This is a genomic window from Streptomyces sp. NPDC052682, from assembly GCF_040678435.1.
In the GTDB taxonomy this organism is placed as follows: Bacteria; Actinomycetota; Actinomycetes; order Streptomycetales; family Streptomycetaceae; genus Streptomyces.
Map to the genome: position 1 here is coordinate 100,808 of NZ_JBFATS010000002.1, position 21,305 is coordinate 122,112.

20 protein-coding genes and 1 tRNA gene are annotated in these 21,305 nt (G+C 72.4%); 14 read left to right on the forward strand and 7 right to left on the reverse strand.

Annotated features, from left to right (window positions below; translation table 11 throughout):
• Positions 1-71 precede the first annotated feature (71 nt).
• On the reverse strand, positions 72-773 hold the full coding sequence (gene phoU / locus AB0K80_RS02910) for a phosphate signaling complex protein PhoU (RefSeq protein WP_365665181.1): 702 nt from the start codon (positions 771-773) through the stop codon (positions 72-74).
• Between the two features lie 190 nt (positions 774-963).
• Between phoU and AB0K80_RS02915 the strand changes: the two genes are divergently transcribed.
• Complete coding sequence (locus AB0K80_RS02915) at positions 964-2,262, forward strand: ATP-binding protein (RefSeq protein ID WP_365665182.1); 1,299 nt, start codon at positions 964-966, stop codon at positions 2,260-2,262.
• On the forward strand, positions 2,259-2,939 hold the full coding sequence (locus AB0K80_RS02920) for a response regulator transcription factor (RefSeq protein WP_365665183.1): 681 nt from the start codon (positions 2,259-2,261) through the stop codon (positions 2,937-2,939). The genes AB0K80_RS02915 and AB0K80_RS02920 overlap by 4 nt, the downstream gene beginning before the upstream one ends.
• Positions 2,940-3,043: 104 nt before the next feature.
• Here AB0K80_RS02920 and AB0K80_RS02925 read toward each other — a convergent pair whose 3' ends face one another.
• On the reverse strand, positions 3,044-3,703 hold the full coding sequence (locus AB0K80_RS02925; protein ID WP_365665184.1) for a DUF461 domain-containing protein: 660 nt from the start codon (positions 3,701-3,703) through the stop codon (positions 3,044-3,046).
• Between the two features lie 661 nt (positions 3,704-4,364).
• Here AB0K80_RS02925 and AB0K80_RS02930 point away from each other — a divergent pair.
• From AB0K80_RS02930 to AB0K80_RS02955, 6 genes are all read left to right on the forward strand, one after another.
• Complete coding sequence (locus AB0K80_RS02930) at positions 4,365-4,847, forward strand: CarD family transcriptional regulator (protein WP_003953493.1); 483 nt, start codon at positions 4,365-4,367, stop codon at positions 4,845-4,847.
• A 310-nt stretch (positions 4,848-5,157) separates the two neighbouring features.
• Positions 5,158-5,922, forward strand: a complete 765-nt coding sequence (gene ispD, locus AB0K80_RS02935; protein WP_365665185.1) for a 2-C-methyl-D-erythritol 4-phosphate cytidylyltransferase — start codon at positions 5,158-5,160, stop codon at positions 5,920-5,922.
• Positions 5,912-6,415, forward strand: a complete 504-nt coding sequence (ispF, locus tag AB0K80_RS02940) for a 2-C-methyl-D-erythritol 2,4-cyclodiphosphate synthase (RefSeq protein WP_365665186.1) — start codon at positions 5,912-5,914, stop codon at positions 6,413-6,415. Before ispD ends, ispF begins: the two co-directional genes overlap by 11 nt.
• A gap of 403 nt (positions 6,416-6,818) precedes the next feature.
• Positions 6,819-8,216, forward strand: a complete 1,398-nt coding sequence (gene cysS / locus AB0K80_RS02945; protein WP_365665187.1) for a cysteine--tRNA ligase — start codon at positions 6,819-6,821, stop codon at positions 8,214-8,216.
• A 107-nt stretch (positions 8,217-8,323) separates the two neighbouring features.
• Complete coding sequence (gene rlmB, locus AB0K80_RS02950; protein ID WP_365665189.1) at positions 8,324-9,259, forward strand: 23S rRNA (guanosine(2251)-2'-O)-methyltransferase RlmB; 936 nt, start codon at positions 8,324-8,326, stop codon at positions 9,257-9,259.
• A 118-nt stretch (positions 9,260-9,377) separates the two neighbouring features.
• Complete coding sequence (locus tag AB0K80_RS02955; protein ID WP_365665191.1) at positions 9,378-11,024, forward strand: DoxX family protein; 1,647 nt, start codon at positions 9,378-9,380, stop codon at positions 11,022-11,024.
• 119 nt (positions 11,025-11,143) lie between these two features.
• On the opposite strand, the gene AB0K80_RS02960 is transcribed toward AB0K80_RS02955, so the two are convergent.
• The 4 genes from AB0K80_RS02960 to AB0K80_RS02975 form a co-directional block, all read right to left on the reverse strand.
• Positions 11,144-11,875: a nucleotidyltransferase family protein gene (locus AB0K80_RS02960; RefSeq protein ID WP_365665192.1), complete on the reverse strand. Its 732-nt coding sequence runs from the start codon at positions 11,873-11,875 to the stop codon at positions 11,144-11,146.
• Between the two features lie 95 nt (positions 11,876-11,970).
• Positions 11,971-12,426 (reverse strand): hypothetical protein, encoded by a 456-nt coding sequence (locus AB0K80_RS02965; protein ID WP_365665194.1) that lies wholly within the window; start codon positions 12,424-12,426, stop codon positions 11,971-11,973.
• Positions 12,427-12,628: 202 nt separating this feature from the next.
• Complete coding sequence (ugpC, locus tag AB0K80_RS02970; protein ID WP_365665195.1) at positions 12,629-13,717, reverse strand: sn-glycerol-3-phosphate ABC transporter ATP-binding protein UgpC; 1,089 nt, start codon at positions 13,715-13,717, stop codon at positions 12,629-12,631.
• A gap of 209 nt (positions 13,718-13,926) precedes the next feature.
• Positions 13,927-14,910: a WYL domain-containing protein gene (locus AB0K80_RS02975; protein WP_365665197.1), complete on the reverse strand. Its 984-nt coding sequence runs from the start codon at positions 14,908-14,910 to the stop codon at positions 13,927-13,929.
• Positions 14,911-15,021: 111 nt separating this feature from the next.
• Between AB0K80_RS02975 and AB0K80_RS02980 the strand changes: the two genes are divergently transcribed.
• The 3 genes from AB0K80_RS02980 to AB0K80_RS02990 all read left to right on the forward strand — a co-directional run bounded on the left by AB0K80_RS02980 (position 15,022) and on the right by AB0K80_RS02990 (position 16,290).
• Entirely contained in the window at positions 15,022-15,435 is a 414-nt protein-coding gene (locus AB0K80_RS02980) for a DUF3224 domain-containing protein (protein ID WP_365665199.1), read from the forward strand.
• Positions 15,436-15,530: 95 nt separating this feature from the next.
• Positions 15,531-15,604 (forward strand) — tRNA-Thr (locus AB0K80_RS02985).
• Between the two features lie 83 nt (positions 15,605-15,687).
• A complete protein-coding gene (locus AB0K80_RS02990; protein ID WP_365665201.1) occupies positions 15,688-16,290 on the forward strand; it encodes a DinB family protein in 603 nt (200 codons plus the stop codon).
• Between the two features lie 35 nt (positions 16,291-16,325).
• Here the strand turns inward: AB0K80_RS02990 and AB0K80_RS02995 are convergent, their stop codons facing one another.
• Complete coding sequence (locus AB0K80_RS02995; RefSeq protein ID WP_365665203.1) at positions 16,326-16,988, reverse strand: pentapeptide repeat-containing protein; 663 nt, start codon at positions 16,986-16,988, stop codon at positions 16,326-16,328.
• Between the two features lie 143 nt (positions 16,989-17,131).
• Between AB0K80_RS02995 and AB0K80_RS03000 the strand changes: the two genes are divergently transcribed.
• The 3 genes from AB0K80_RS03000 to AB0K80_RS03010 all read left to right on the forward strand — a co-directional run bounded on the left by AB0K80_RS03000 (position 17,132) and on the right by AB0K80_RS03010 (position 21,301).
• Positions 17,132-18,292: an FAD-dependent oxidoreductase gene (locus AB0K80_RS03000; protein ID WP_365665204.1), complete on the forward strand. Its 1,161-nt coding sequence runs from the start codon at positions 17,132-17,134 to the stop codon at positions 18,290-18,292.
• Positions 18,293-18,340: 48 nt separating this feature from the next.
• Positions 18,341-19,321, forward strand: a complete 981-nt coding sequence (locus AB0K80_RS03005; protein ID WP_365665206.1) for a zinc-binding dehydrogenase — start codon at positions 18,341-18,343, stop codon at positions 19,319-19,321.
• 477 nt (positions 19,322-19,798) lie between these two features.
• Positions 19,799-21,301: an MFS transporter gene (locus AB0K80_RS03010; protein ID WP_365665207.1), complete on the forward strand. Its 1,503-nt coding sequence runs from the start codon at positions 19,799-19,801 to the stop codon at positions 21,299-21,301.
• The last annotated feature ends 4 nt before the right edge of the window (positions 21,302-21,305 follow it).

Sequence of the window (21,305 nt, forward strand, 5' to 3'; positions counted from 1 at the left end):
ACTGTGGCTCACGCCCGCCTTGGACGGAAGGTCCGCGCCGTCGGGATGAGCGGCGCGGCCGCCCACCGCGATCAGGCGCCCTCGGCGTCCGTCACCGGCTGGATCTCCGGCTGCACGTCCGCCTGGAGCTCGTCCGCGTGTTCGCCGGTGACCAGGTACACCACCCGCTTGGCGACCGCGACGGCGTGGTCGGCGTACCGCTCGTAGTAGCGGCCGAGCAGCGTCACGTCGACGGCGGTCTCGATGCCGTGCTTCCAGCGGTCGTCCATCAGGTGCTGGAAGAGGGTGCGGTGCAGCAGGTCCATCGCGTCGTCGTCCTGCTCCAGCTGCAGCGCCAGGTCGACGTCCTTGGTGATGATGACCTCGGCGGCCTTGGCCATCAGGCGCTGGGCGAGCTGGCCCATCTCCAGGATGGTGGCGTGCAGGTCGTGCGGGACCGCCCGGTCCGGGTAGCGCAGCCGGGCCAGCTTGGCCACGTGCTGGGCCAGGTCGCCGGAGCGCTCCAGGTCGGCCGACATACGCAGCGAGGTGACGACGATCCGCAGGTCGGTCGCCACCGGCTGCTGCCGCGCCAGCAGGGCTATGGCCCGGGCCTCCAGCTCGTGGTGGAGCTCGTCGACCTTGGCGTCGGCCTCGATCACGCTCTCGGCCAGCTTCAGGTCGGCGTCGAGGATGGCGGTCGTGGCGCGCCCGATCGCCGACCCGACCAGCCGGGCCATCTCCACCAGACCGTCGCCGATCGAGTCCAGTTCCTCGTGGTACGCGTCCCGCATCAGGGTTCCCTCTCGTACGTCATTTCCGGGGGGTTCGCACCCCACGCTCCCACGGTCCGCCCGCTACGCGTCCGTTTCCGTCATCCCAAATGAACCGCTACTGGCTCCAAGGTGAACTCTGGGCGACGAGTGTTCGAGGTCGCCCTCCGGCGGCTGTGGAGATGTCCTACCCCATGCCTAACCTGGACGCATGGACGTGAACGCGGCGGTCGCCGCAGCGGCAGCGATCGCCGGGGTGCTCACCGGCGTCATCGCCATGCTGGCGTTCCGCTGGAGCGAGCGCGAGCAGAAGCGCCCGACGCGTACCTCCCTGCACGCCGACCCCATGCTCCCGCCGGGTGTGGACACCGTTCTGTCGGTCCTGCGTTCGTCCGCCGTCGTGCTCGACGAGGCGGACGCCGTGGTCAAGGCCAGCTCCGCCGCCTACGCCCTCGGGCTGGTGCGCGGCGGCAAGCTCGCCGTCGAACCCATGCTCCAGATGGCCCGGGACACCCGGAGGGACGGGGAGATACGCCAGGTCGAGCTGGACCTCCCGCGGCGCGGGACCGGCCGGGGCGAGGCCCTGGCCGTCTCCGCGCGCGTGGCGCCCCTGGGCTCGCGGCTGGTGCTGCTGCTGGTCGAGGACCTCACCGAGGCACGCCGGATCGAGGCGGTCCGGCGCGACTTCGTGGCGAACGTCAGCCACGAGCTCAAGACACCCGTCGGCGCGCTGTCCCTGCTGTCGGAGGCCGTGATGGACGCCTGCGACGACCCGGAGGCGGTGCAGCGCTTCGCCGGGCGGATGCAGATCGAGGCGACCCGGCTGACCAACCTGGTGCAGGAACTCATCGACCTCTCGCGGGTGCAGAACGACGATCCGCTGGAGGACGCCGAGCCGGTCCGCGTCGACGAACTGGTCGCCGAGGCCATCGACCGCTGCCGCCACCAGGCGGGCACCAAGCAGATCACCATGGCGGCCGGAGGCACGGCCGACCTGGCCGTGTGGGGCAACCGCGGCCAGCTCGCCGCCGCCCTCGGCAACCTCGTCGAGAACGCCGTCAACTACTCCCCGGCCCGCACCCGCGTCGGCATCGCCGCCCGCCGGGTGAGCCAGCCCGGCGGGGACCTGATCGAGATCGCCGTCACCGACCAGGGCATCGGCATCTCCGACAAGGACAAGGAGCGCATCTTCGAGCGCTTCTACCGCGTCGACCCCGCCCGCTCCCGCGCCACCGGCGGCACGGGACTGGGCCTCGCGATCGTGAAGCACGTGGTCGCCTCGCACGGCGGGGAGGTCACGGTGTGGAGCGCCGAGGGCCAGGGCTCCACCTTCACGCTGCGGCTGCCGGAGGCCGCGTCGGCCCGTGACCGGGCGGCACAGCAGCAGCCCGCCCGCGACGCACACGCAGGCCTCGACGGCGAGGCCGGGCGGTCCACCGCCGCATCCCCTGACTCAACCACCGACACCACCGCGTACGAAACGCTTTCCGCCCCGGAGGTCCTTCCGTGACCCGTGTGCTCGTCGTCGAGGACGAGGAGTCCTTCTCCGACGCCCTGTCGTACATGCTCCGCAAGGAGGGCTTCGAGGTCGCCGTCGCGACCACGGGGCCCGACGGACTCGACGAGTTCGAGCGCAACGGCGCCGACCTCGTCCTCCTCGACCTGATGCTGCCCGGGCTGCCGGGCACCGAGGTGTGCCGTCAGCTGCGCGGCCGCTCGAACGTTCCCGTGATCATGGTGACCGCCAAGGACAGCGAGATCGACAAGGTGGTGGGCCTGGAGATAGGGGCCGACGACTACGTCACCAAGCCGTTCTCCTCGCGGGAACTGGTCGCCCGCATCCGCGCGGTGCTGCGCCGCCGCGGCGAGCCGGAGGAGGTCACCCCGGCCGCCCTGGAGGCCGGCCCGGTCCGCATGGACGTCGACCGGCACGTGGTCACCGTCAACGGCACCAAGATCGACCTGCCGCTGAAGGAGTTCGACCTGCTGGAGATGCTGCTGCGCAACGCCGGCCGCGTGCTGACCCGGATGCAGCTCATCGACCGCGTCTGGGGCGCCGACTACGTCGGTGACACCAAGACCCTCGACGTCCACGTCAAGCGCCTGCGCGCCAAGATCGAGCCGGACCCGGGCGCCCCGCGCTACCTGGTGACGGTCCGCGGCCTGGGCTACAAGTTCGAGCCGTAGACCGTCCGGCACCACGTCGTACGTCGGTACGTCGCGTGAACCGCCGTCCGTACGTACGTGAAGGGCGGGACCTCCCGGAGGTCCCGCCCTTCAGGCGTTACGGCTCAGTGACCGGCCGGCGACTCGGAGGCCGAGGCGCTCGCCGACGCGGAGTCGTGCGGGGAGGCCGACCCGCCCGGGGTCTCGCCCGGCGAGGCCGAGGCGCCCGCGGACGGCTTCTCCGACGGGCTCGCGGAGGCGCCCGGCGTGGCCGGGGTCTCGCTCGGGCCCCAGGCGGCGTAGTAGCCGTCGGCCGGGTGGACGAACGCCTTCAGGCGGACCTCGCCGGACTCGCTGAAGGTGAAGGTGACCTGCTGCACGTTGCCGTCCTGCAGCGCCTCGCGGCCGCTGGGCAGTACCGCCGAGGCGTTGTCCTTGCCGCCGATGATCAGCGAACCGTGGGCCGGGACGGTGAGGCTGCCGCCCTTGGCCGGCGTGAGCTTGGCGCTGCCGGCGCCGTCCACGCTGATCGACTCCAGCTTCTGGTCGGTGCTGCCGGAGTTGAAGACGGTGGCGGAGACCATGGCCGGACCCGTCGCCTCCGGGTCCTTCTGGGTGACGACGATGGCGTTCTGGATCTTGAGGTCGCCGACGGTCGTCGCCGCGTTGTCCGGCTGGATCTGCAGGGTCTGGGCGTTGTGGCCGGCGCCGCACGCGGCGAGCGAGGCGATCGAGAACGCGATGGCGGCGGCGGCGAGGGCGCCGCGTCGAAGGCTGCTGCTCACGGCGGCGGCAACTCCTTGACTCGAGCGAGGCGGCGGCGAGGGGTAAAGCCGCCCTAAGTGTCTGTCAGCGGGCTTAGGTTACCGAGCCGCCCCCACCCGGCCGCACCCGACCCCCCGACACCCTTCGTCCCGTCCCTCTCACCGGCCATTCCGCACCCGTCACCGGCCGTGGCGCCCGCGCGCCGGGACGACTGGCCGGTCCCCGGGGCCTCGCCGGGTCCAGCTTCGCCGGTCATTCACATAAGGACCGCCGGGAGTACGGCTAAGTCTTGCTGGGACTACCGCCGAATTCCGGTGCCGGAATGCGCGGCCGCCCCGCCGAATTGATCAACGTCCGCCCGGCCCGCCGCCGCGTGATCAATTCCTGATTCGGCCGGAAGCGGGCCCGCGCACCGAACGGAGTAGCGAAAGTCGCACGCCTGGAACCGGACATATCGGGATGTTTGGTCGCCTCGACGGGGCCCCGGATGTGTGTAACGTACGCGTTTCACCTGACCCGGACAGCCGCTCCGACCTGCGAATACCTTGTTCCGCTCACCTCGCGAAGCACGTTCCTGTCGCTGTTGTCAAGCCCCGAGATATGCCCTGACCTGCGAAAACGCCATTCAGAAGACGCCGTATCCGTGTTACCCTGGATAGCCACGGAAGGGGTACCTGTCACATGACGTTCAAGGTTGGCGACACCGTGGTCTATCCCCATCACGGGGCCGCGCTGATCGAGGCCATCGAAACTCGCCAGATCAAAGGCGTGGACAAGACCTACTTGGTGCTGAAGGTCGCCCAGGGTGACCTGACGGTACGTGTGCCAGCGGACAATGCGGAGTTCGTCGGCGTGCGTGATGTGGTCGGTCAGGACGGGCTGGACCGGGTCTTCGAGGTGCTGCGTGCGCCGTACGCCGAGGAGCCCACGAACTGGTCCCGTCGCTACAAGGCAAACCTGGAGAAGCTCGCCTCGGGCGATGTCATCAAGGTCGCGGAAGTCGTGCGTGACCTGTGGCGTCGTGAGCGCGAGCGCGGACTCTCCGCCGGTGAGAAGCGCATGCTCGCCAAGGCGCGCCAGATTCTGGTGAGCGAGCTCGCTCTCGCGGAGAACACCAACGAGGACAAGGCCGAGGCCCTGCTCGACGAGGTTCTCGCCTCCTGATCCGAGGCGAAGCCCGTTCGTTCAGCACTTCGCTCAGTACACCGAAATGCCGCGGTGCCCGATGACGCATCTCCTGTCGCCGGGCGCTGCGGCATGTTCGTACGCAGTCGCCGTCCTCCGTGACGGTGGCTGATGTGCCGTCCCTCACGCCCCCGCGCGATGCTGTGCCGGGCCCGGGCAGCCGGCTCGACCAGTTCACGGAAGGGGCCGGTCAAGGCGTCGCGCCCGGTACTCCCCCGTGCTCCACGAGCAGGGGGTACCTCCCAGGCCATACCCACGTACGCCGAGCACACAAACCTGACAGGAACCGATGTCTGACGATTCGCGCCCCACGCCGTCGGCGACCCGTACGGGACCGCGTACGGCGGCTGTGATCCCGGCCGCCGGCCGAGGGGTACGCCTCGGCCCGGGCGCCCCCAAGGCGCTGCGCGCGCTGGGCGGCACGCCCATGCTCATCCACGCGGTGCGCGCGATGGCCGCGTCCCGCCATGTGTCCCTGGTGATCGTCGTGGCCCCGCCCGACGGCGCCGGCGAGGTGAAGTCCCTGCTCGACGCGCACGCGCTGCCCGAGCGGACCGACTTCCTCGTCGTCCCCGGCGGGGCCTCCCGCCAGGAGTCCGTCCGGCTCGGCCTGGACGCGCTGCCCGCCGACTACGACATCGTGCTGGTGCACGACGCGGCCCGGCCGCTGGTGCCGGTGGACACGGTGGACGCCGTCATCGAGGCCGTACGGGAAGGTGCGCCGGCCGTCGTCCCGGCGCTGCCGCTCGCCGACACGGTCAAGCAGGTCGAGCCCGCGGCGGCCCCCGGCGAGCCCGAGCCGGTCGTCGCCACGCCGGAGCGGGGGCGGCTGCGCGCCGTGCAGACCCCGCAGGGCTTCGACCGGGCGACGCTCGTCCGGGCGCACACGGAGGTCACCGGTGACGTCACCGACGACGCCGGGATGGTCGAGCAGCTGGGGCTGACGGTCGTGGCGGTCCCCGGCCACGAGGAGGCCTTCAAGGTCACCCGACCCCTGGACCTCGTCCTCGCCGAGGCGGTCCTGGCCCGCAGGAGGCTCACCGATGGCTTCTGACGAGGTCGTCCTGCCGCAGGTCGGCATCGGCACGGACATCCACGCCTTCGAGGAGGGCCGCGAGCTGTGGTGCGCGGGCCTGAAGTGGGAGGGCGAGGGGCCCGGGCTGGCCGGCCACTCCGACGCGGACGTCGTCGCGCACGCCGCCTGCAACGCGCTGTTCTCCGCGGCGGGCCTCGGCGACCTCGGGCAGCACTTCGGCACCGGGCGGCCCGAGTGGTCGGGCGCCTCCGGTGTGGTCCTGCTGACGGAGGCCGCCCGGATCGTACGGGAGGCCGGTTTCCGCATCGGCAACATCGCGGTGCAGGTCGTCGGCCCCCGGCCGAAGATCGGCAAGCGCCGCGAGGAGGCGCAGAAGATCCTCTCCGAGGCGGCCGGAGCCCCCGTCTCCGTCTCCGGCGCCACCACGGACGGCCTGGGCTTCCCCGGGCGCGAAGAGGGCCTGATGGCCGTGGCCACGGCCCTGGTGGTGCGGACGCGCCCCGAGTCCTGAACGGCGGTCACCCCGGGCCGGTGCCGTCGTGCCGGGGGGGACTGCGTGGCGCGACGGCATCACCGACGCCGTCGTCGCGGCGACGCGTTGCGCGCGCGGTGCGCCGTTGGCGGTGGTGCGCTTGACCGGTGTGCCGGGGCCGGCAGGCGCGTGGCGCCGGCGGGCCGGGGCGGTGGTCCGTCCAGGGCTTGCGCGCGGGTGGGTGCGTGGCGTCGGTGTGGTAGCCGCCGCCCCGCGTGGGGGCGACTGCGCGGCGTGTGCCGTGCGGGCCGTCGGCCGAAGGTGCACGGTTGCCGCTGGGCCGTGGGTGCGCTCCGCGCGGGCCGGGGACGAACGTCACGAATGCGTCCCCCTTGCGGCGAAGGTCGCGAGGCACTGGGTGCGGCCCACTACCCTGGGACACGTGACTATTCGCCTGTACGACACCAGCGCCCGGCAGATCCGTGACTTCACCCCGCTAAAGCCGGGTTGTGTCTCGATCTACCTGTGTGGCGCCACCGTGCAGGCCGCACCGCACATCGGGCACATCCGGTCGGGCCTGAACTTCGACATCATGCGCCGCTGGTTCGCCTACCGCGGCTACGAGGTGACGTTCGTCCGCAACGTCACCGACATCGACGACAAGATCATCGCCAAAGCGGCCGAGCAGGGCCGCCCCTGGTGGGCCATCGGCTACGAGAACGAGCGGGCGTTCGGCGACGGCTACCGTGCGCTGGGCTGCCTGCCGCCGACGTACGAGCCGCGCGCCACCGGCCATGTCACCGAGATGGTCGAGATGATGCGCACCCTCATCGAGCGCGGGCACGCCTACGAGGCCGACGGCAGCGTCTACTTCGACGTCCGCTCCTGGCCCTCCTACCTGGAGCTGTCCAAGCAGGACCTCGACGAGCTGCGCCAGCCCGCCGAGGAGGGCATCACCGGCAAGCGCGACCCGCGTGACTTCGCCATGTGGAAGGCCGCCAAGCCCGGCGAGCCCGACTGGGAGACGCCGTGGGGCCGGGGCCGTCCGGGCTGGCACCTGGAGTGCTCGGCGATGGCGCACAAGTACCTGGGCTCCGCCTTCGACATCCACGGCGGCGGGCTGGACCTGATCTTCCCGCACCACGAGAACGAGATCGCCCAGGCCAAGGCCTTCGGCGACGACTTCGCCCGGTACTGGGTGCACAACGCCTGGGTCACCATGAGCGGCGAGAAGATGTCCAAGTCGCTCGGCAACTCCGTGCTCGTCTCCGAGATGGTCAAGCAGTGGCGGCCCATCGTGCTGCGGTACTACCTGGGCACCCCGCACTACCGCTCGACCATCGAGTACAGCGAGGAGGCCCTGCGCGAGGCCGAGTCCGCGTTCGCGCGGATCGAGGGGTTCGTGCAGCGGGTGGTGGAGAAGGCGGGCGCCGTCGAGCCCGCCCCCGAGGTGCCCCTCGCGTTCGCCGAGGCCATGGACGACGACCTCTCGGTGCCGCAGGCGCTCGCGGTCGTGCACACCACGGTCCGGCAGGGCAACAGCGCGCTGGCCGCCGACGACAAGGAAGCCGCGGTGGCCCGGCTGGCGGAGGTCCGCGCCATGCTCGGCGTGCTCGGGCTCGACCCGCTCGACGCGCACTGGGCCGGGGAGAACGACCGGGGCGAGGACCTGCACGGCGTGGTCGACACCCTCGTCCGCATGGTCCTCGACCAGCGCGAGGCCGCCCGGGCCCGCAAGGACTGGCCGACCGCGGACGCCATCCGCGACCAGCTGGGCCAGTCCGGGCTGGTCATCGAGGACAGCCCGCAGGGACCGCGCTGGACCCTCGGCCCCCGCTAGCTCCGGGTGACCGGCTGTGCCGTCCGGGTACCCGGGCGGCACACCGCACACAGCATTGCACAACAGCACTTCACAGACGTACGCACGCAGACAGAGACAGGTAGATCATGGCCGCGAACAACCGCCGCATGTCCGGCAAGAAGGGCGCGCAGGTCGGCAGTGGCGGCAAGCGGCGCCGGAGCCTGGAGGGCAAGGGCCCGACCCCGCCCGCCGAGATGCGCAAGGGCCACGCCAAGCAGCGCGCCGCCCAGGCCAAGGCCCGCCGCGCCCAGAGCCGCGCCAAGGGCCCCCGCTCCAGGGGCACCTCCGAGCTCGTCGTCGGCCGCAACCCCGTGGTCGAGGCGCTGCGCGAGGGCGTTCCCGCCACCACGCTGTACGTGCAGCAGTTCATCGACAACGACGAGCGGGTCCGCGAGGCGCTGCAGCTCGCCGCCGAGCGCGGCGGCATCAACCTCATGGAGGCGCCCCGTCCCGAGCTCGACCGGATGACCAACGGGCTCAACCACCAGGGGCTGGTCCTCCAGGTCCCGCCGTACGAGTACGCCCACCCGCAGGACCTCGCCGACAACGCCGCCGACGCCGGGGAGGACCCGCTGATCGTCGCCCTCGACGGGGTGACCGACCCGCGCAACCTCGGTGCCGTCGTCCGGTCCGTCGCCGCCTTCGGCGGGCACGGCGTCGTCGTGCCCGAACGGCGCGCCGCCGGCATGACCGCCGGTGCCTGGAAGACGTCCGCCGGTACGGCCGCCCGTACGCCCGTCGCCCGGGCCACCAACCTGACGCGGGCGCTGGAGGCGTACCAGAAGGCCGGGATCATGGTGGTCGGCCTCGCCGCTGACGGGGACGTGGAACTCGGCGAGCTCGACGCGCTGGAGGGGCCGGTCGTCATCGTGGTCGGCAGCGAGGGCAAGGGCCTGTCCCGGCTGGTCGGCGAGACCTGCGACTTCCGGGTGCGCATCCCGATGCCCGGCGGCGCCGAGTCGCTCAACGCCGGTGTGGCCGCGGGCATCGTGCTGTACGAGGCGGCCCGCCGCCGCGCCTGAACAGACGTTCGCCGCTTTCCCCCGTACGGGGTGTTTCGGATGGTCCGGGCAGGCTTGACGCGGTCCGGACAGTTCTGGCGGGTCAAAGCAGTGTCCTAACACCACGTCACTCGGTTAGATGAGTGTGGACACCAGAACACCCCGCACACCCACGGGGGACCGCTCGTCGGGACTCGACGACGCTCCCGCGCTGAGCATGGTGAAGGTGCCGAGCGATCCGGCGCAGGTCATCGTCAACCACGCGAGTTTCCGTGTGCAGTTGGGCGCCTCGTCGCGCCGTATGCAGTCCCCCCGGGTCGCACGGCACATGAGCGCCGCCGAGGACACCGCCCGCATGCCCGTCGTGGGCGCCGACGGGGCCCGTCGGCGCCCCGTCGTCTGGAGCGGCAGGTCCGCCCCGGACGACACCGGCGCCCACCGGCTCCTCCAGGCGGTGCGGAGCGAAAGCGTCCGGCACGCCGACGAGCCGTCCTCCGAGGCCGGGGCCACCCAGGTCATCCCCCGGGTCGGCACCGGCTACGGCGACGGCCCCGGCCGGGACGACCTCACCCGGACCGTCGAGACCCCCGTCGTCGGCGCCCAGCGCGCGCCCGCCGCCGGCGAGCGGCGCCTGCTGCCGCCCATGCGCGACGTCGGCAGCGCCTACGACGAACCCGCCTACCGCGACGAGCGGTTCGGGGACGTCCCCGCCGAAGAGGAGGAGACCGGCCGGCTGGGCAGACGGCACGGCGACGACCCAGCACGGCACGCCTACTACCCCGGCCGCCGCGTGAACCTCGGCATCGTGCTGCTGCCGCTGCGCGTCTTCCTCGGCTGCATCTCCCTCTACGCCGGCATGGGCAAGCTGTGCGACCCCGTCTACTTCGACGGCGGCGAACGCGGCTCCATGGTCACCTGGCTCAACACCCTGCACCCCTGGGAAGTCGCCGAACCCCTGCGCCAGTTCGCGCTCCATCACCCGATCGGCTCGGGCCTCGCCATCGCCTTCGCGCAGGTTCTCGTCGGCGTCCTGACCGTCCTCGGCTGCTGGCAGCGCGTCGCCGCCGTCGTCGGCGCGATGCTGTCCGCCGCGCTGCTCGTCACCGTCAGCTGGAAGAGCGTCCCCGCCTACGAGACCCCCGACATCATCTACCTCGCCGCCTGGTCTCCGCTGATCATCGCCGGCGCCCCCGTGTACTCCGTCGACGGACGCCTCGCCGGCAGCGCCTGGCGCCGCCTCGGACCCCGCGCCGCCCTGTGGGACCTGCGCCGCTACGTGCTGCGCCGCGGCGCCCTGATCACCGCCGTCACCACCGGGATCACCCTGCTCGTCGGCTCGCTGCTCGGCGGTGCCGTCCGCGACACCGACCGCGTGGTCGTGCCCGGCCCCGGCGAGGCCCCGCGCAACGAACTGCCCGGCTCCCCGCTGCCGCAGGAGCCCGGCACGCGGCACAGGAAGACCCCGTCGGCCTCCGCCACCTCCCCCACGCAGGGCGCCGCCTCGGGCTCGGCCACCCCGTCCACCGGTGCCGCGACCACCCCGGGCGAGGCCCGGGAGAGCGGCACCGCGACCGGCGGCTCGGTCCCCAGCCAGACCCAGGGCAGCGTCGGCCAGGCCCCGCCCCAGCAGTCCTCCCCGGCCGGGCAGGCCCCGAGCACCAGTTCCGGCCCGGCCTCCGGCGGCAGCAGCAGCGGTGGCCCCGGCAGCGGCGGCTCGACCGGCGGACCCAGCTCGGGCGGCTCGTCCTCCGGACAGCCCGGGCTGGTGGGCGGCCTGCTGGGATAGACCCACGGCGGCCGTACCCGTACGACGACGGGGTCCCGCACGGACGATGTGCGGGACCCCGTCGGCGTGTCCGGGCGCGTATCCGGGCGGGTGTCCGTGGTGCGCGGGGACGGTCCGGGTCAGCGGCCCTGCGCCGCCAGTTCCCTGGCCGCCTCCGTCAGGTCCTTGGCGGTGTCGATGGCCCGCCAGTAGGAGCCCTGCGGGATCGGGAAACCGGCCAGGCGGCGCTCCCGCGCCAGATGCGGGAAGGTCGTCCGCTCGTGATCGCCGCGCTCCGGGAGCAGGGCGGCGAACTCGGGGGAGAAGACGTAGACACCCGCGTTGATCTCGAACGTGGACGGCGGGGCCTCGATGAAGTCGGTGACGCGGCCGAAGCCGTCGGTCTTCACCGCGCCCCACGGCAGGCGCGGGCGGGCCAGGGCGAGCGTGGCGACGGCGTCCCGCTCGGCGTGGAAGTCCGCCATGTCGCGCAGTGAGAAACGCGTCCAGATGTCGCCGTTGGTGGCGTACCAGGGCCGGTCAGGGTGGGGCAGGTGCGCGGCGGCGTACTTCAGGCCGCCACCGCGGCCCAGCGGCTCGGTCTCCACGACCGTGGTGACGGACAGCGGCAGGTCGGCGGAGTCCAGCCACTTCTGGAGGACCTCGGCGAGGTGGCCGCAGGAGACGACCACGTCGGTCACGCCCTCTTCGGCGAGCCAGGACAGCTGATGGCCGATGATCGGCGTCCCCGTCCCGGGGATCTCGACCATCGGCTTGGGCCGGTCGTCGGTGTAGGGGCGCAGCCGGGAGCCTTGGCCGCCGGCCAGGACGACGGCTTGAACGGGGCGGGACGCGGCACTCGGATCGGTCATGACCGAACTGTACGTGGCGTCCCGCGCTCACACGGCGTCGACGACCGTTCTCGTATCCGCGGTTGACCCACTTCCCACCTGGCGGTTCGGTGTGCTCAGCGGTGTGCGGCGGCGACCCCCGAGGCGTAGGCGGTGTCGCAGACCGGACGCGCGAAGGACTGGGCTTCCTTCGGGCCGTAGATCCGGACCGCCGCGCGGCCGAGGGCGCGGGCGAGAGACGTGCAGTGCCGCGCCAGCGACGGGTGCTCGTCGACGGCCTGCTGGAGGTGGGTGAGGGCGACGCCCGGGTTCTCCTTCTGGAGCTCGGTCAGCAGCTGCTCGCGCAGCACGTCCTTCGGGGCGCGCGGGGCTGCCTTCGCGGAGCGTTCCGACACGGTGGTGTCCGCGGCGGTCAGCACCGGGCCGGTGTGGTTGCCCGACCAGTTGACCCGGGTGACCGCGAGGGTGCCGGAGAGCACCAGGACGACGGGGAGGACGAGGGCGAGGGAGCGGCCGATCCGTCGGGCGGGGCCCCGGCCGCGTCGCGTCTGTGGGGTGGTGGAGTGCTTCACGCGTGTGAGGGTAGCGTGCAGTGATGGTTTGTAGACATTAAGTCACCGGTTCGGGGGATGAGAGACCGCCCGATATTGGGTAAAGGGTTGACGCACGCTGCTCGAAATGACCGGTGTGCCGGGGTATTTGTCGACAACTGCCGACCACGAGGAAGGGCCCCGCAGGGATCTGCGGGGCCCTCGTTCGTCAACCTGGGTGACCTCAGTCGGACAGGCGCTCACCGGTCGAGGTGGAGAACACGTGGGTCTCGCCGGAGCGCGGCACGACGCGCAGCTGGCTGCCCTTCTCGGGCACGTCACGGCCGTTGACGCGGACGACCAGGTCCTTGGAGCCGTCGCCCAGCTGGGCGGTGCCGTACACGTAGGCGTCGGCGCCCAGCTCCTCGACGACGTTCACGGTGACCGCCAGGCCCTGGTCGGACTCCGGGCCCGCCACGTCGAAGTGCTCCGGGCGGACACCCACCGTCACGGTCTTGTCGGTGGTGGCGGAGAGCGCGTCGCGGTCCACCGGGACGACCGAGTTGCCGAACTTCACACCGCCGTCGGTGATCGGCACCTCGACCAGGTTCATCGCCGGGGAGCCGATGAAGCCGGCCACGAAGAGGTTGGCGGGCTTGTCGTACATGTTGCGCGGGGTGTCGATCTGCTGGAGCAGACCGTCCTTGAGGACCGCCACACGGTCGCCCATCGTCATGGCCTCCACCTGGTCGTGGGTGACGTAGACGGTGGTGATGCCCAGGCGGCGCTGGAGCGAGGCGATCTGCGTACGGGTGGACACACGGAGCTTGGCGTCCAGGTTGGACAGCGGCTCGTCCATGAGGAACACCTGCGGCTCACGCACGATGGCGCGGCCCATCGCGACACGCTGGCGCTGACCACCGGAGAGGGCCTTCGGCTTGCGGTCCAGGTACTGGGTCAGGTCGAGGATCTTGGCGGCCTCCTCGACCTTCTGCCGGATCTCCGCCTTCGGCACACCGGCGATCTTGAGCGCGAAGCCCATGTTGTCGGCGACCGTCATGTGCGGGTAGAGGGCGTAGTTCTGGAACACCATGGCGATGTCCCGGTCCTTGGGCGGCAGGTGCGTGACGTCGCGGTCGCCGATGCGGATGGCGCCGGAGTTGACGTCCTCCAGCCCCGCCAGCATGCGGAGCGAGGTCGACTTTCCACAGCCGGACGGGCCGACCAGAACGAGGAACTCGCCGTCCTCGATCGCGATGTCGAGCGCGTCGACGGCGGGCTTGTCGGAACCCGGGTAGATCCGGGTCGCCTTGTCGAACGTGACAGTGGCCATGGTGAATGGGCCCCCTTCTACCGGCAGGAACGTGCCGGACGATCCGTTGTAGGAAGGTGGTGCCACGACGGGTGGATCCGTGTGGTTTTGTTCGATGTAGTCCACCGACGTGAACTGGGTCAGGACGGTACCTGGCGTTCACCTGGTCTGTCAGTACCTCGGGGGCTGTGAATTTCGCGGGAACTTTCGACGGACCGCTTCTCCCGCGCCTACGGGGCGGCCTGCTCCCCGCTGTACCACTCCGCCAGCACCGCCACCGCCCGGGCGACGGCCCGCCGCAGCTCGGGCGGACCCAGCACCTCCGCCTCGGTGCCCAGCCGCAGCAGGTCGCCCACCGCGACCGCCTCCGCCTCCACGGGCATCTCCACCTCCACCCAGCCCGCCGCGTCCGGCGGCCCCGCGCTCTCCAGCGCCCGTACGCCCGCCGCGCCGCACTGCATCGGCAGCAGGCGCTGCGCCCGCGGCGAGAGACGCAGTCGGGCGGTGCCCTGGTGCAGGGCCGCCTCCAGCCGCCGGGAGGACTCCTCCCAGTGGGCCGCCAGATCGAAACCGGCCGGACGCGCGAAGACCTCCCCCGTCTCCTCCGCCTCCAGCACGCGCGACACCCGGTACGTCCGCGCGGCCGTCCCGTCCGCGAGCGCCACCAGGTACCAGACACCGCCTTTCAGCACGAGCCCCAGCGGCCGCACCTCCCGGTCCACCTCGCCCCGCCACCGCCGGTACCGCAGCCGCAGCACCCGCCCCTCCCACACCGCCCGGGCGATCACCTCCAGGAACGGCACCGGATCGGCCTGACGGAACCACGCCGGCGCGTCCAGGTGGAACCGCTCCTGCACCCGCCGGGCCTGTTCGGCCGGCTCGGCGGGCAGAGCCGCCCGCACCTTCAGCTGCGCACTGGCCAGTACCGCCCCCAGCCCCAGGTCCCGGGCCGGCCCGGGCATTCCCGCCAGGAACAGGGCAGCGGCCTCCGTGTCCGTCAGCCCGGTCAGCCGCGTGCGGTAACCGTCCACCAGCCGGTACCCGCCCTCCGGGCCCCGCTCGGCGCACACCGGCACACCCGCCGCGCTCAGCGCCTCGACATCCCGGTACACCGTCCGCACCGACACCTCCAGCTCCGCGGCGAGCTGCGGGGCCGTCATCCGGCCGCGGTTCTGCAGCAGCAGGAGGAGGGAGAGGAGACGGTCGGCTCGCATGCGGGCCATTGTTCCGGGGCCGGTCGCCGTACCTGACGGAAGATGTCAGGTACGGCGGACAGGCTGGTCCCGCAGACGGAACACGCCCTGTGCCCGACCGGGAGGACACCCATGCCCAGCCCCAGCACCACCGACGGCCACTTCACCTACGCCGACTGGAAGGAGCACCCGGTCGGCTCGGCCGACACCAGCCCGCGCCTGGCGCACGCCTCGGTGACCAACACCTTCCACGGCGGCATCGAGGCTGCCGCGACGCAGTGCGAGTACTCCATCGCCTACGTCACGGAGAAGACCGGTTCCTTCGCCGGCATGGAGCTGATCACCGGCCGCGTCGACGGCCGTGCGGGAAGCTTCGTCCTTCAGGAGCGGGGCTTCTTCGACGCCGACGGCACGGTGCACTGCACGTTCGAGGTCGTGGCGGGGTCGGGGAGCGGGGAGCTGGCGGGGCTGCGGGGGAGCGGGCGGTTCACCGCTCGGCAGGGGGAGACGGAGGTGGCGTACGCGTTCCGGTACGAGCTGGACTGATCCACGCCGGCGGTCGTCCGCTGCGGAACGCCGTGGCTCGGGGAAAGGGCGGCTGTGTACAGTGGAGCCGCCCATGCGTACGGGTGGTACGCGGTGCCTCCTTAGCTCAGCTGGCCAGAGCAACGCACTTGTAATGCGTAGGTCGTCGGTTCGAATCCGACAGGGGGCTCTGCTCGGACCCCAGGTCAGTCGCGGTCTGACCTGGGGTTTGTTTGTTGAGGCCACGAGCAGCCCGTGGCAGGCTCATGCCGCATGATCGATGGCTTCGCGAAGGAACATCTGCACGGCAGACTGCGGCGGGACCGCGAGGCGCTGCTGTGGAAACTCGACGGCCTGTCCGAGTACGACGCCCGCCGGCCTCTGACGGTGACCGGGACCAACCTCCTCGGCCTGGTCAAACACGTGGCCACCGTCGAGGCCAGGTACTTCGGCGAGGTCTTCGGCCGCCCTTCCCTGGAACCGCTGCCCCGGTGGCAGGACTCCGACGGCAGCGATCTGTGGGCGGCCGAGGACGAGACCCGCGATCAGATCATCGGGTTCTACCGGCGCACGTGGGAACACTCGGACGCGACGATCAACGCGCTTCCCCTCGACGCCCCCGGCCACGTGCCGTGGTGGCCGGAGCCTCATGCCGACACCAACCTGTTCGCCGTCATGGTGCATGTCCTCGGCGAGTCCATCCGGCATGCCGGGCACGCCGACATCCTGCGCGAGGGCCTCGACGGCCGGACCGGGTTGCGCGCCGCACACGAGAAGCAGATCGACGAGGAGGCCCGGGCGGCCCACTGGGCGAAGATCGAGCAGGCCGCCAGGTCGGCCGCACCGAGCGAGGTTCAGAAGCGTCCGGTTCGCTGAGGAACCCTCAAGCCGCCCACCCACCCCGGGCGGTGTCAGTCCTCCACCCTGATCCCCAGTTCCGTCGCCAGCAGCGGTGCCAGGTCCAGTAGCTGGGCCGTGCCGATCACCGCTCCGGCCAGCCGGTCCAGCCCCCGGGCGATCTCCAGACGCGCGGCGCCGCGCAGGTCCACGTCCGTCAGGGTCGCTGCCGTGAGGTCGGCTTCCTTCAGGGTGCAGTCGACGAACTCGACGCGTTCCAGGCGGGCGGCGCCGAAGTCGGGTTCGACCAGGACGCAGCCGTCGAAGACGACGTCGCGCAGGCGGGCCGAGCGGAGGTTGAGGCAGTCGAGCTTGCCGCCGCGGACGATGACGCGCTCCAGGACCGCGCCGTGCAGCTGGGTGCCGCCGAGGCGGGCGTCGGTGAGGGTGACGTCGCGGAGGGTGGCTTCGGCGAGGTCGGTGCCGACGCCGTGGGGGCCGGTCAGGGCCGAGTCGAGGATGCGGGCGTGCGCGAGGCGGGTCTCGGTCAGGACGCAGGCCTCCAGGGCGCAGTCCAGGAAGCGGGCTCCGGTGCCGTCCTGTCCGGTGAGGTCCGTGGCGTGAAAGCGCAGGCCGTCGTAGTCGCCGTCCGGTTCCAGTGCCTCTCCGGTGTGCGGTTCCAGGGGCGGCAGGCGCAGGTCGGGGCGGCGGGCGCGCCTCAGGTGTCGGGATGCCATGCCGTCCATGCTGGGCCTCCCCACTGACAACCCTCTCTGACCTGCGGAAACGGGGCTCATGTCACATTCCGGGGGGTTCGGTCGGTCCTAGTCGTGACACGGGCGCCAGGAGGGCGGCCGGAGCGAGAGGGAGATCCCGGGTCATGCATCGCATCACCGTGATCGGCGGCGGGTTCGCCGGACTGACCGCGGCCATCACCGCAGCGGAGGCGGGCGCGAAGGTCACCGTGTACGAGGCCCATCACACCCTCGGCGGGCGGGCGCGGACCGCCGAGGGGCCCTACCGGACGAACGAGGGGCCGCACGCCCTGTACAGCGGCGGCCCGCACTGGACGTGGCTGAAGCAGCGGAATCTCATCGGGCCGCTCGCCCCGGTTCCGCCGCTGGAGGCGGCCCGGCTCCGGTTGCGGCACCGCGGGGTGCTGCGCCGTACGCCGCCCTTCGCGATGCTGAAGCTGCTGCGGCGCAGTGCTCAGCGGGCCCCGGTGGACGCCGACTTCATGACCTGGGCGAGCGGGGTCGCGGGGGAGGAGGGGGCGCGGGCCGCCGCGCACTACGCGGCGGTGGCGCTGTTCCACCACGATCCCGGGGCGCTGTCGGCCGCGTTCGTGCAGGAGCGGCTGCGGCGGGCCATGAGGGTGCCGCCGGAGGCGCACTATCCGCGGGGCGGGTGGGGGAGCGTCATCGACCGGATGGCGGCACGGGCGTGGAACCTGGGGGTGCGGATGGAGACGCTGGCGCGGGTCGACACGCTGCCCACGGACACGCCGGTGGTGGTCGCGACCTCGTTGGCGGCGGCGCGGCGGCTGCTGGGGGACGCGTCCTTGGTGTGGCCGAGCGGGCGGACCGTGCTCGTCGACCTGGCGGTGCGGACGCGGCGCGGGGACGCGTTCGTGGTGTCGGACCTGGACGCTCCGGGGTGGATCGAGCGGTTCACGGCGCAGGACCCTTCCCTCGCTCCGGCCGGTGAGCAGGTGATCCAGGGTCAGATCCCGGTCGGGCCGGAGGAGTCGAAGGCCGACGGTGTGGCGCGGGCGGAGGAGTTGCTGGACCTGGGCTTCGCGGGGTGGCGTGAGCGGGTCGCCTGGCGGCGGGAGGCGGTGGCGGACGGGCGTACGGGGGCGGTCGATCCGCCGGGGAGCAGCTGGCGTGACCGGCCGGCGGTGGACCGGGGCGACGGGGTGTATCTGGCCGGGGACCAGGTGGCGGCTCCCGGGGTGCTGTCGGAGGTGTCCTTCACCAGTGCGCTGACGGCGGTGTCGCTGGCGCTCGGCCGGCGGGAGCTTGACCTCAAGCGTGCTTGAGGCCGGAGACTGGGGCCCGGGAGACAGTCGTCGAGAAGTGGGGGTCCCATGCGCGCCGTTCGTCTGCACGCCTTCGGTCCGGCCGAGAACCTCGTCGTGGAGGAGGTGGAGGATCCGCGACCCGGTCCGGGGCAGGTGCGGATCGCCGTCCGGGCGGCCGGTGTCCATCTGCTGGACACGGCGCTGCGGGAGGGGATACGGGGGCCGCTGCCCGAGCTGCCGGCGCTGCCGACGATTCCCGGCCGTGAGGTGGCCGGGGTCGTCGACGCTGTGGGGGAGGGCGTGCCGGAGAGCCGGCTCGGCAAGCGGGTCGTGGCGCATCTCGGGTTCGCTCCGGGCGGGTACGCCGAGCTCGCCGTCACCGATGCCGGGCGGCTGCACGAGGTCCCGGAGAACCTGGACTTCGCCGAGGCCGTCGCCATGATCGGTACGGGCCGTACGGTCATGGGGATCGTGCAGTTCGCCGAGCTGGGGCCGCAGAGCGTGGCCGTCGTGCCGGCGGCCGCCGGGGGGATCGGCACGCTGCTGGTGCAGTACGCCCGCAACGCCGGGGCGACGGTGGTCGGGCTGGCGGGCGGACCGGAGAAGGTCGCGCGGGTGCGGGCCAACGGGGCGGACCTGGCCGTGGACTACACGGAGCCGGACTGGCCGGGGAAGGTGCGCGCGTTCCTGGGCGGGCGGGGTGCCACGGTCGTCTTCGACGGGGTCGGCGGGCAGGTCGCCCGGGAGGCCGTCGGGCTGCTGGGGCCGGGCGGCCGGCACATCGTGTTCGGGTGGTCCGGCGAGGGGGTGCGGGACGGGGCGCCGTATCTCGTCGAGGGGGTGTCCGAGCAGGTGCTCGGGCCGGTGATGCTGCAGAAGGCGGGCGGCCCGGATCCCGTACGGACCCTGGAGCTGCGGGCGCTGGCCGAGGCCGCGGCGGGGCGTCTGGTGCCGGCGGTCCAGCGGTTCCCACTGGCCGAGGCCGCCGCCGCGCACCGGGCTCTGCAGGGGCGGGGGACGGTGGGGAAGGTGGTGCTGGAGCCGTGACAGCGGTGACGGCAGTCGCGGTGACCGGTGGGACGGGCGGCGCCGTGGCGGCGAGGCAGTCGGTGGCGACCGCGGCGCCGTGCCCCCCGTAGCGGTGACCGTCGTGGCCGGGCGGCGAGGCAGGTTGTGGCGGCCGTGGCCGTCGTGACCGTGTGGTGGTGGCGGTGACGTGGTGGGCCGGGTGGCCCGGGCAGTCTGTGGCGGCCGTGGTGGCGGTGACGTGGTGGGCCGGGTGGCCCGGGCAGTCTGTGCGCCGTGGCGTCGTGACCCGCGTGGCGCGGCGGTACCTGTCGTGGCCGGTGGCACCGAGGCAGTCTGTCGCAGTCCGAGGCCGCGTGGCGGCCGGTGAGCGGCGGTGACCGCCGGGAGGGCCGTTGCAGCCCCGGCCGCCGTGGCGGCGTGACGGCGTGACCGGGACGGGGGAACGCCAGGGGTCCGGCGGGTGCGCCACGTCCCGTCTCGTGGTGTTCTGGCGAGATGAGTGGCACCCGGACAGGCGAGGCCGCGGCTCCCGTGCACGCCGACCCCCGCCGATGGTGGGGTCTGGTGGTGATCGCCCTCGCCCAGTTGATGGTCGTGCTGGACGCGACGATCGTGAACATCGCGCTGCCGTCCGCGCAGCGCGACCTGGGCGTGTCCGACGGCGACCGGCAGTGGGTGATCACGGCGTACACGCTGGCCTTCGGCGGGTTGCTGCTGCTGGGCGGGCGGATCGCCGATCTGGTGGGGCGCAGGCGGACGTTCGTGATCGGGCTGGTGGGTTTCGCCGCCGCCTCGGCGCTCGGGGGCGCGGCCACCACTGCGGGGCTGCTGTTCGCGGCCCGTGCCCTGCAGGGTGTGTTCGCCGCCGTGCTGGCGCCCTCGGCGCTGTCGCTGCTGACCACGACCTTCACCGATCCGAGGGAGCGGGGGAAGGCCTTCGGGATCTACGGGGCGCTGGCGGGCAGCGGGTCGGCGATCGGGTTCATCCTCGGCGGGCTGCTCACCGAGTACCTCGACTGGCGCTGGTGCCTGTACGTCAACGTGCCCATCGCGGTGGCCGCGGTGTGCGGTGCGCTCACGCTGCTGCGCGACCGGCCCGGGCATGCCGGGGCGCGGCTGGACGTGCCCGGGGTGCTGCTGGGCTGCGGGGGGCTGGTGGCGCTGGTCTTCGGGTTCAGCGAGGCGGAGTCGCGGGGCTGGTCGGACGGTCTGGTGCTGGGGGCGTTCGCGGCGGGGGCCGTCCTGCTGGCCGTGTTCGTGTGGTGGCAGTCCCGGGTGGAGCGGCCGCTGCTGCCTCTGCACATCGTGCGGGACCGCAACCGGGCCGGGTGCTTCCTGACCATGATGCTCGCGGTGATCGCCATGTTCGGGCTGTTCCTGTTCATGACGTACTACCTCCAGGCCGTCCTCGCGTACTCGCCGGTGCGCACGGGTCTGGCGTTCCTGCCGCTGACCGCCTCGATCGTCGTCGGCTCCACGCAGATCTCGGCGCGGCTGCTGCCGCACGTGCCGCCGCGTCTGCTGCTGGCACCGGGGATGCTGCTGGCCGCGAGCGGCATGGTGGTGCTGACGCGGATGACCGTGGACTCCTCGTACGCCACCGAGATCCTGCCCGCGCTGATCCTGATCGGCCTCGGGATGGGGCTGACGTTCATGCCGGTGTTCTCGACGGCGACCGCGGGGGTGGCCCCCCGGGACGCGGGGGTGACCTCCGCGACCGTGAACACCTCGCAGCAGGTGGGCGGTTCCATCGGTACGGCCCTGCTCAACACGATCGCGACCACGAGCACCTCGGCCTACGTCACCGCCCATCTGCACGGCCCGGCCCGGCGGGCCGAGGTGGTACGGGAGGGCGTCGTCCACGGCTACACGGTCGCCCTATGGTGGGCCGCCGGGATCATGCTGCTGGCGGGCCTGGTCGCGGGGTCGATGGTGACGGCCGGGGCACCGAAACACGGCACCGCGGCGGGTACGCCCGTGCCGGAGTCGGTGGCCTGAGGGC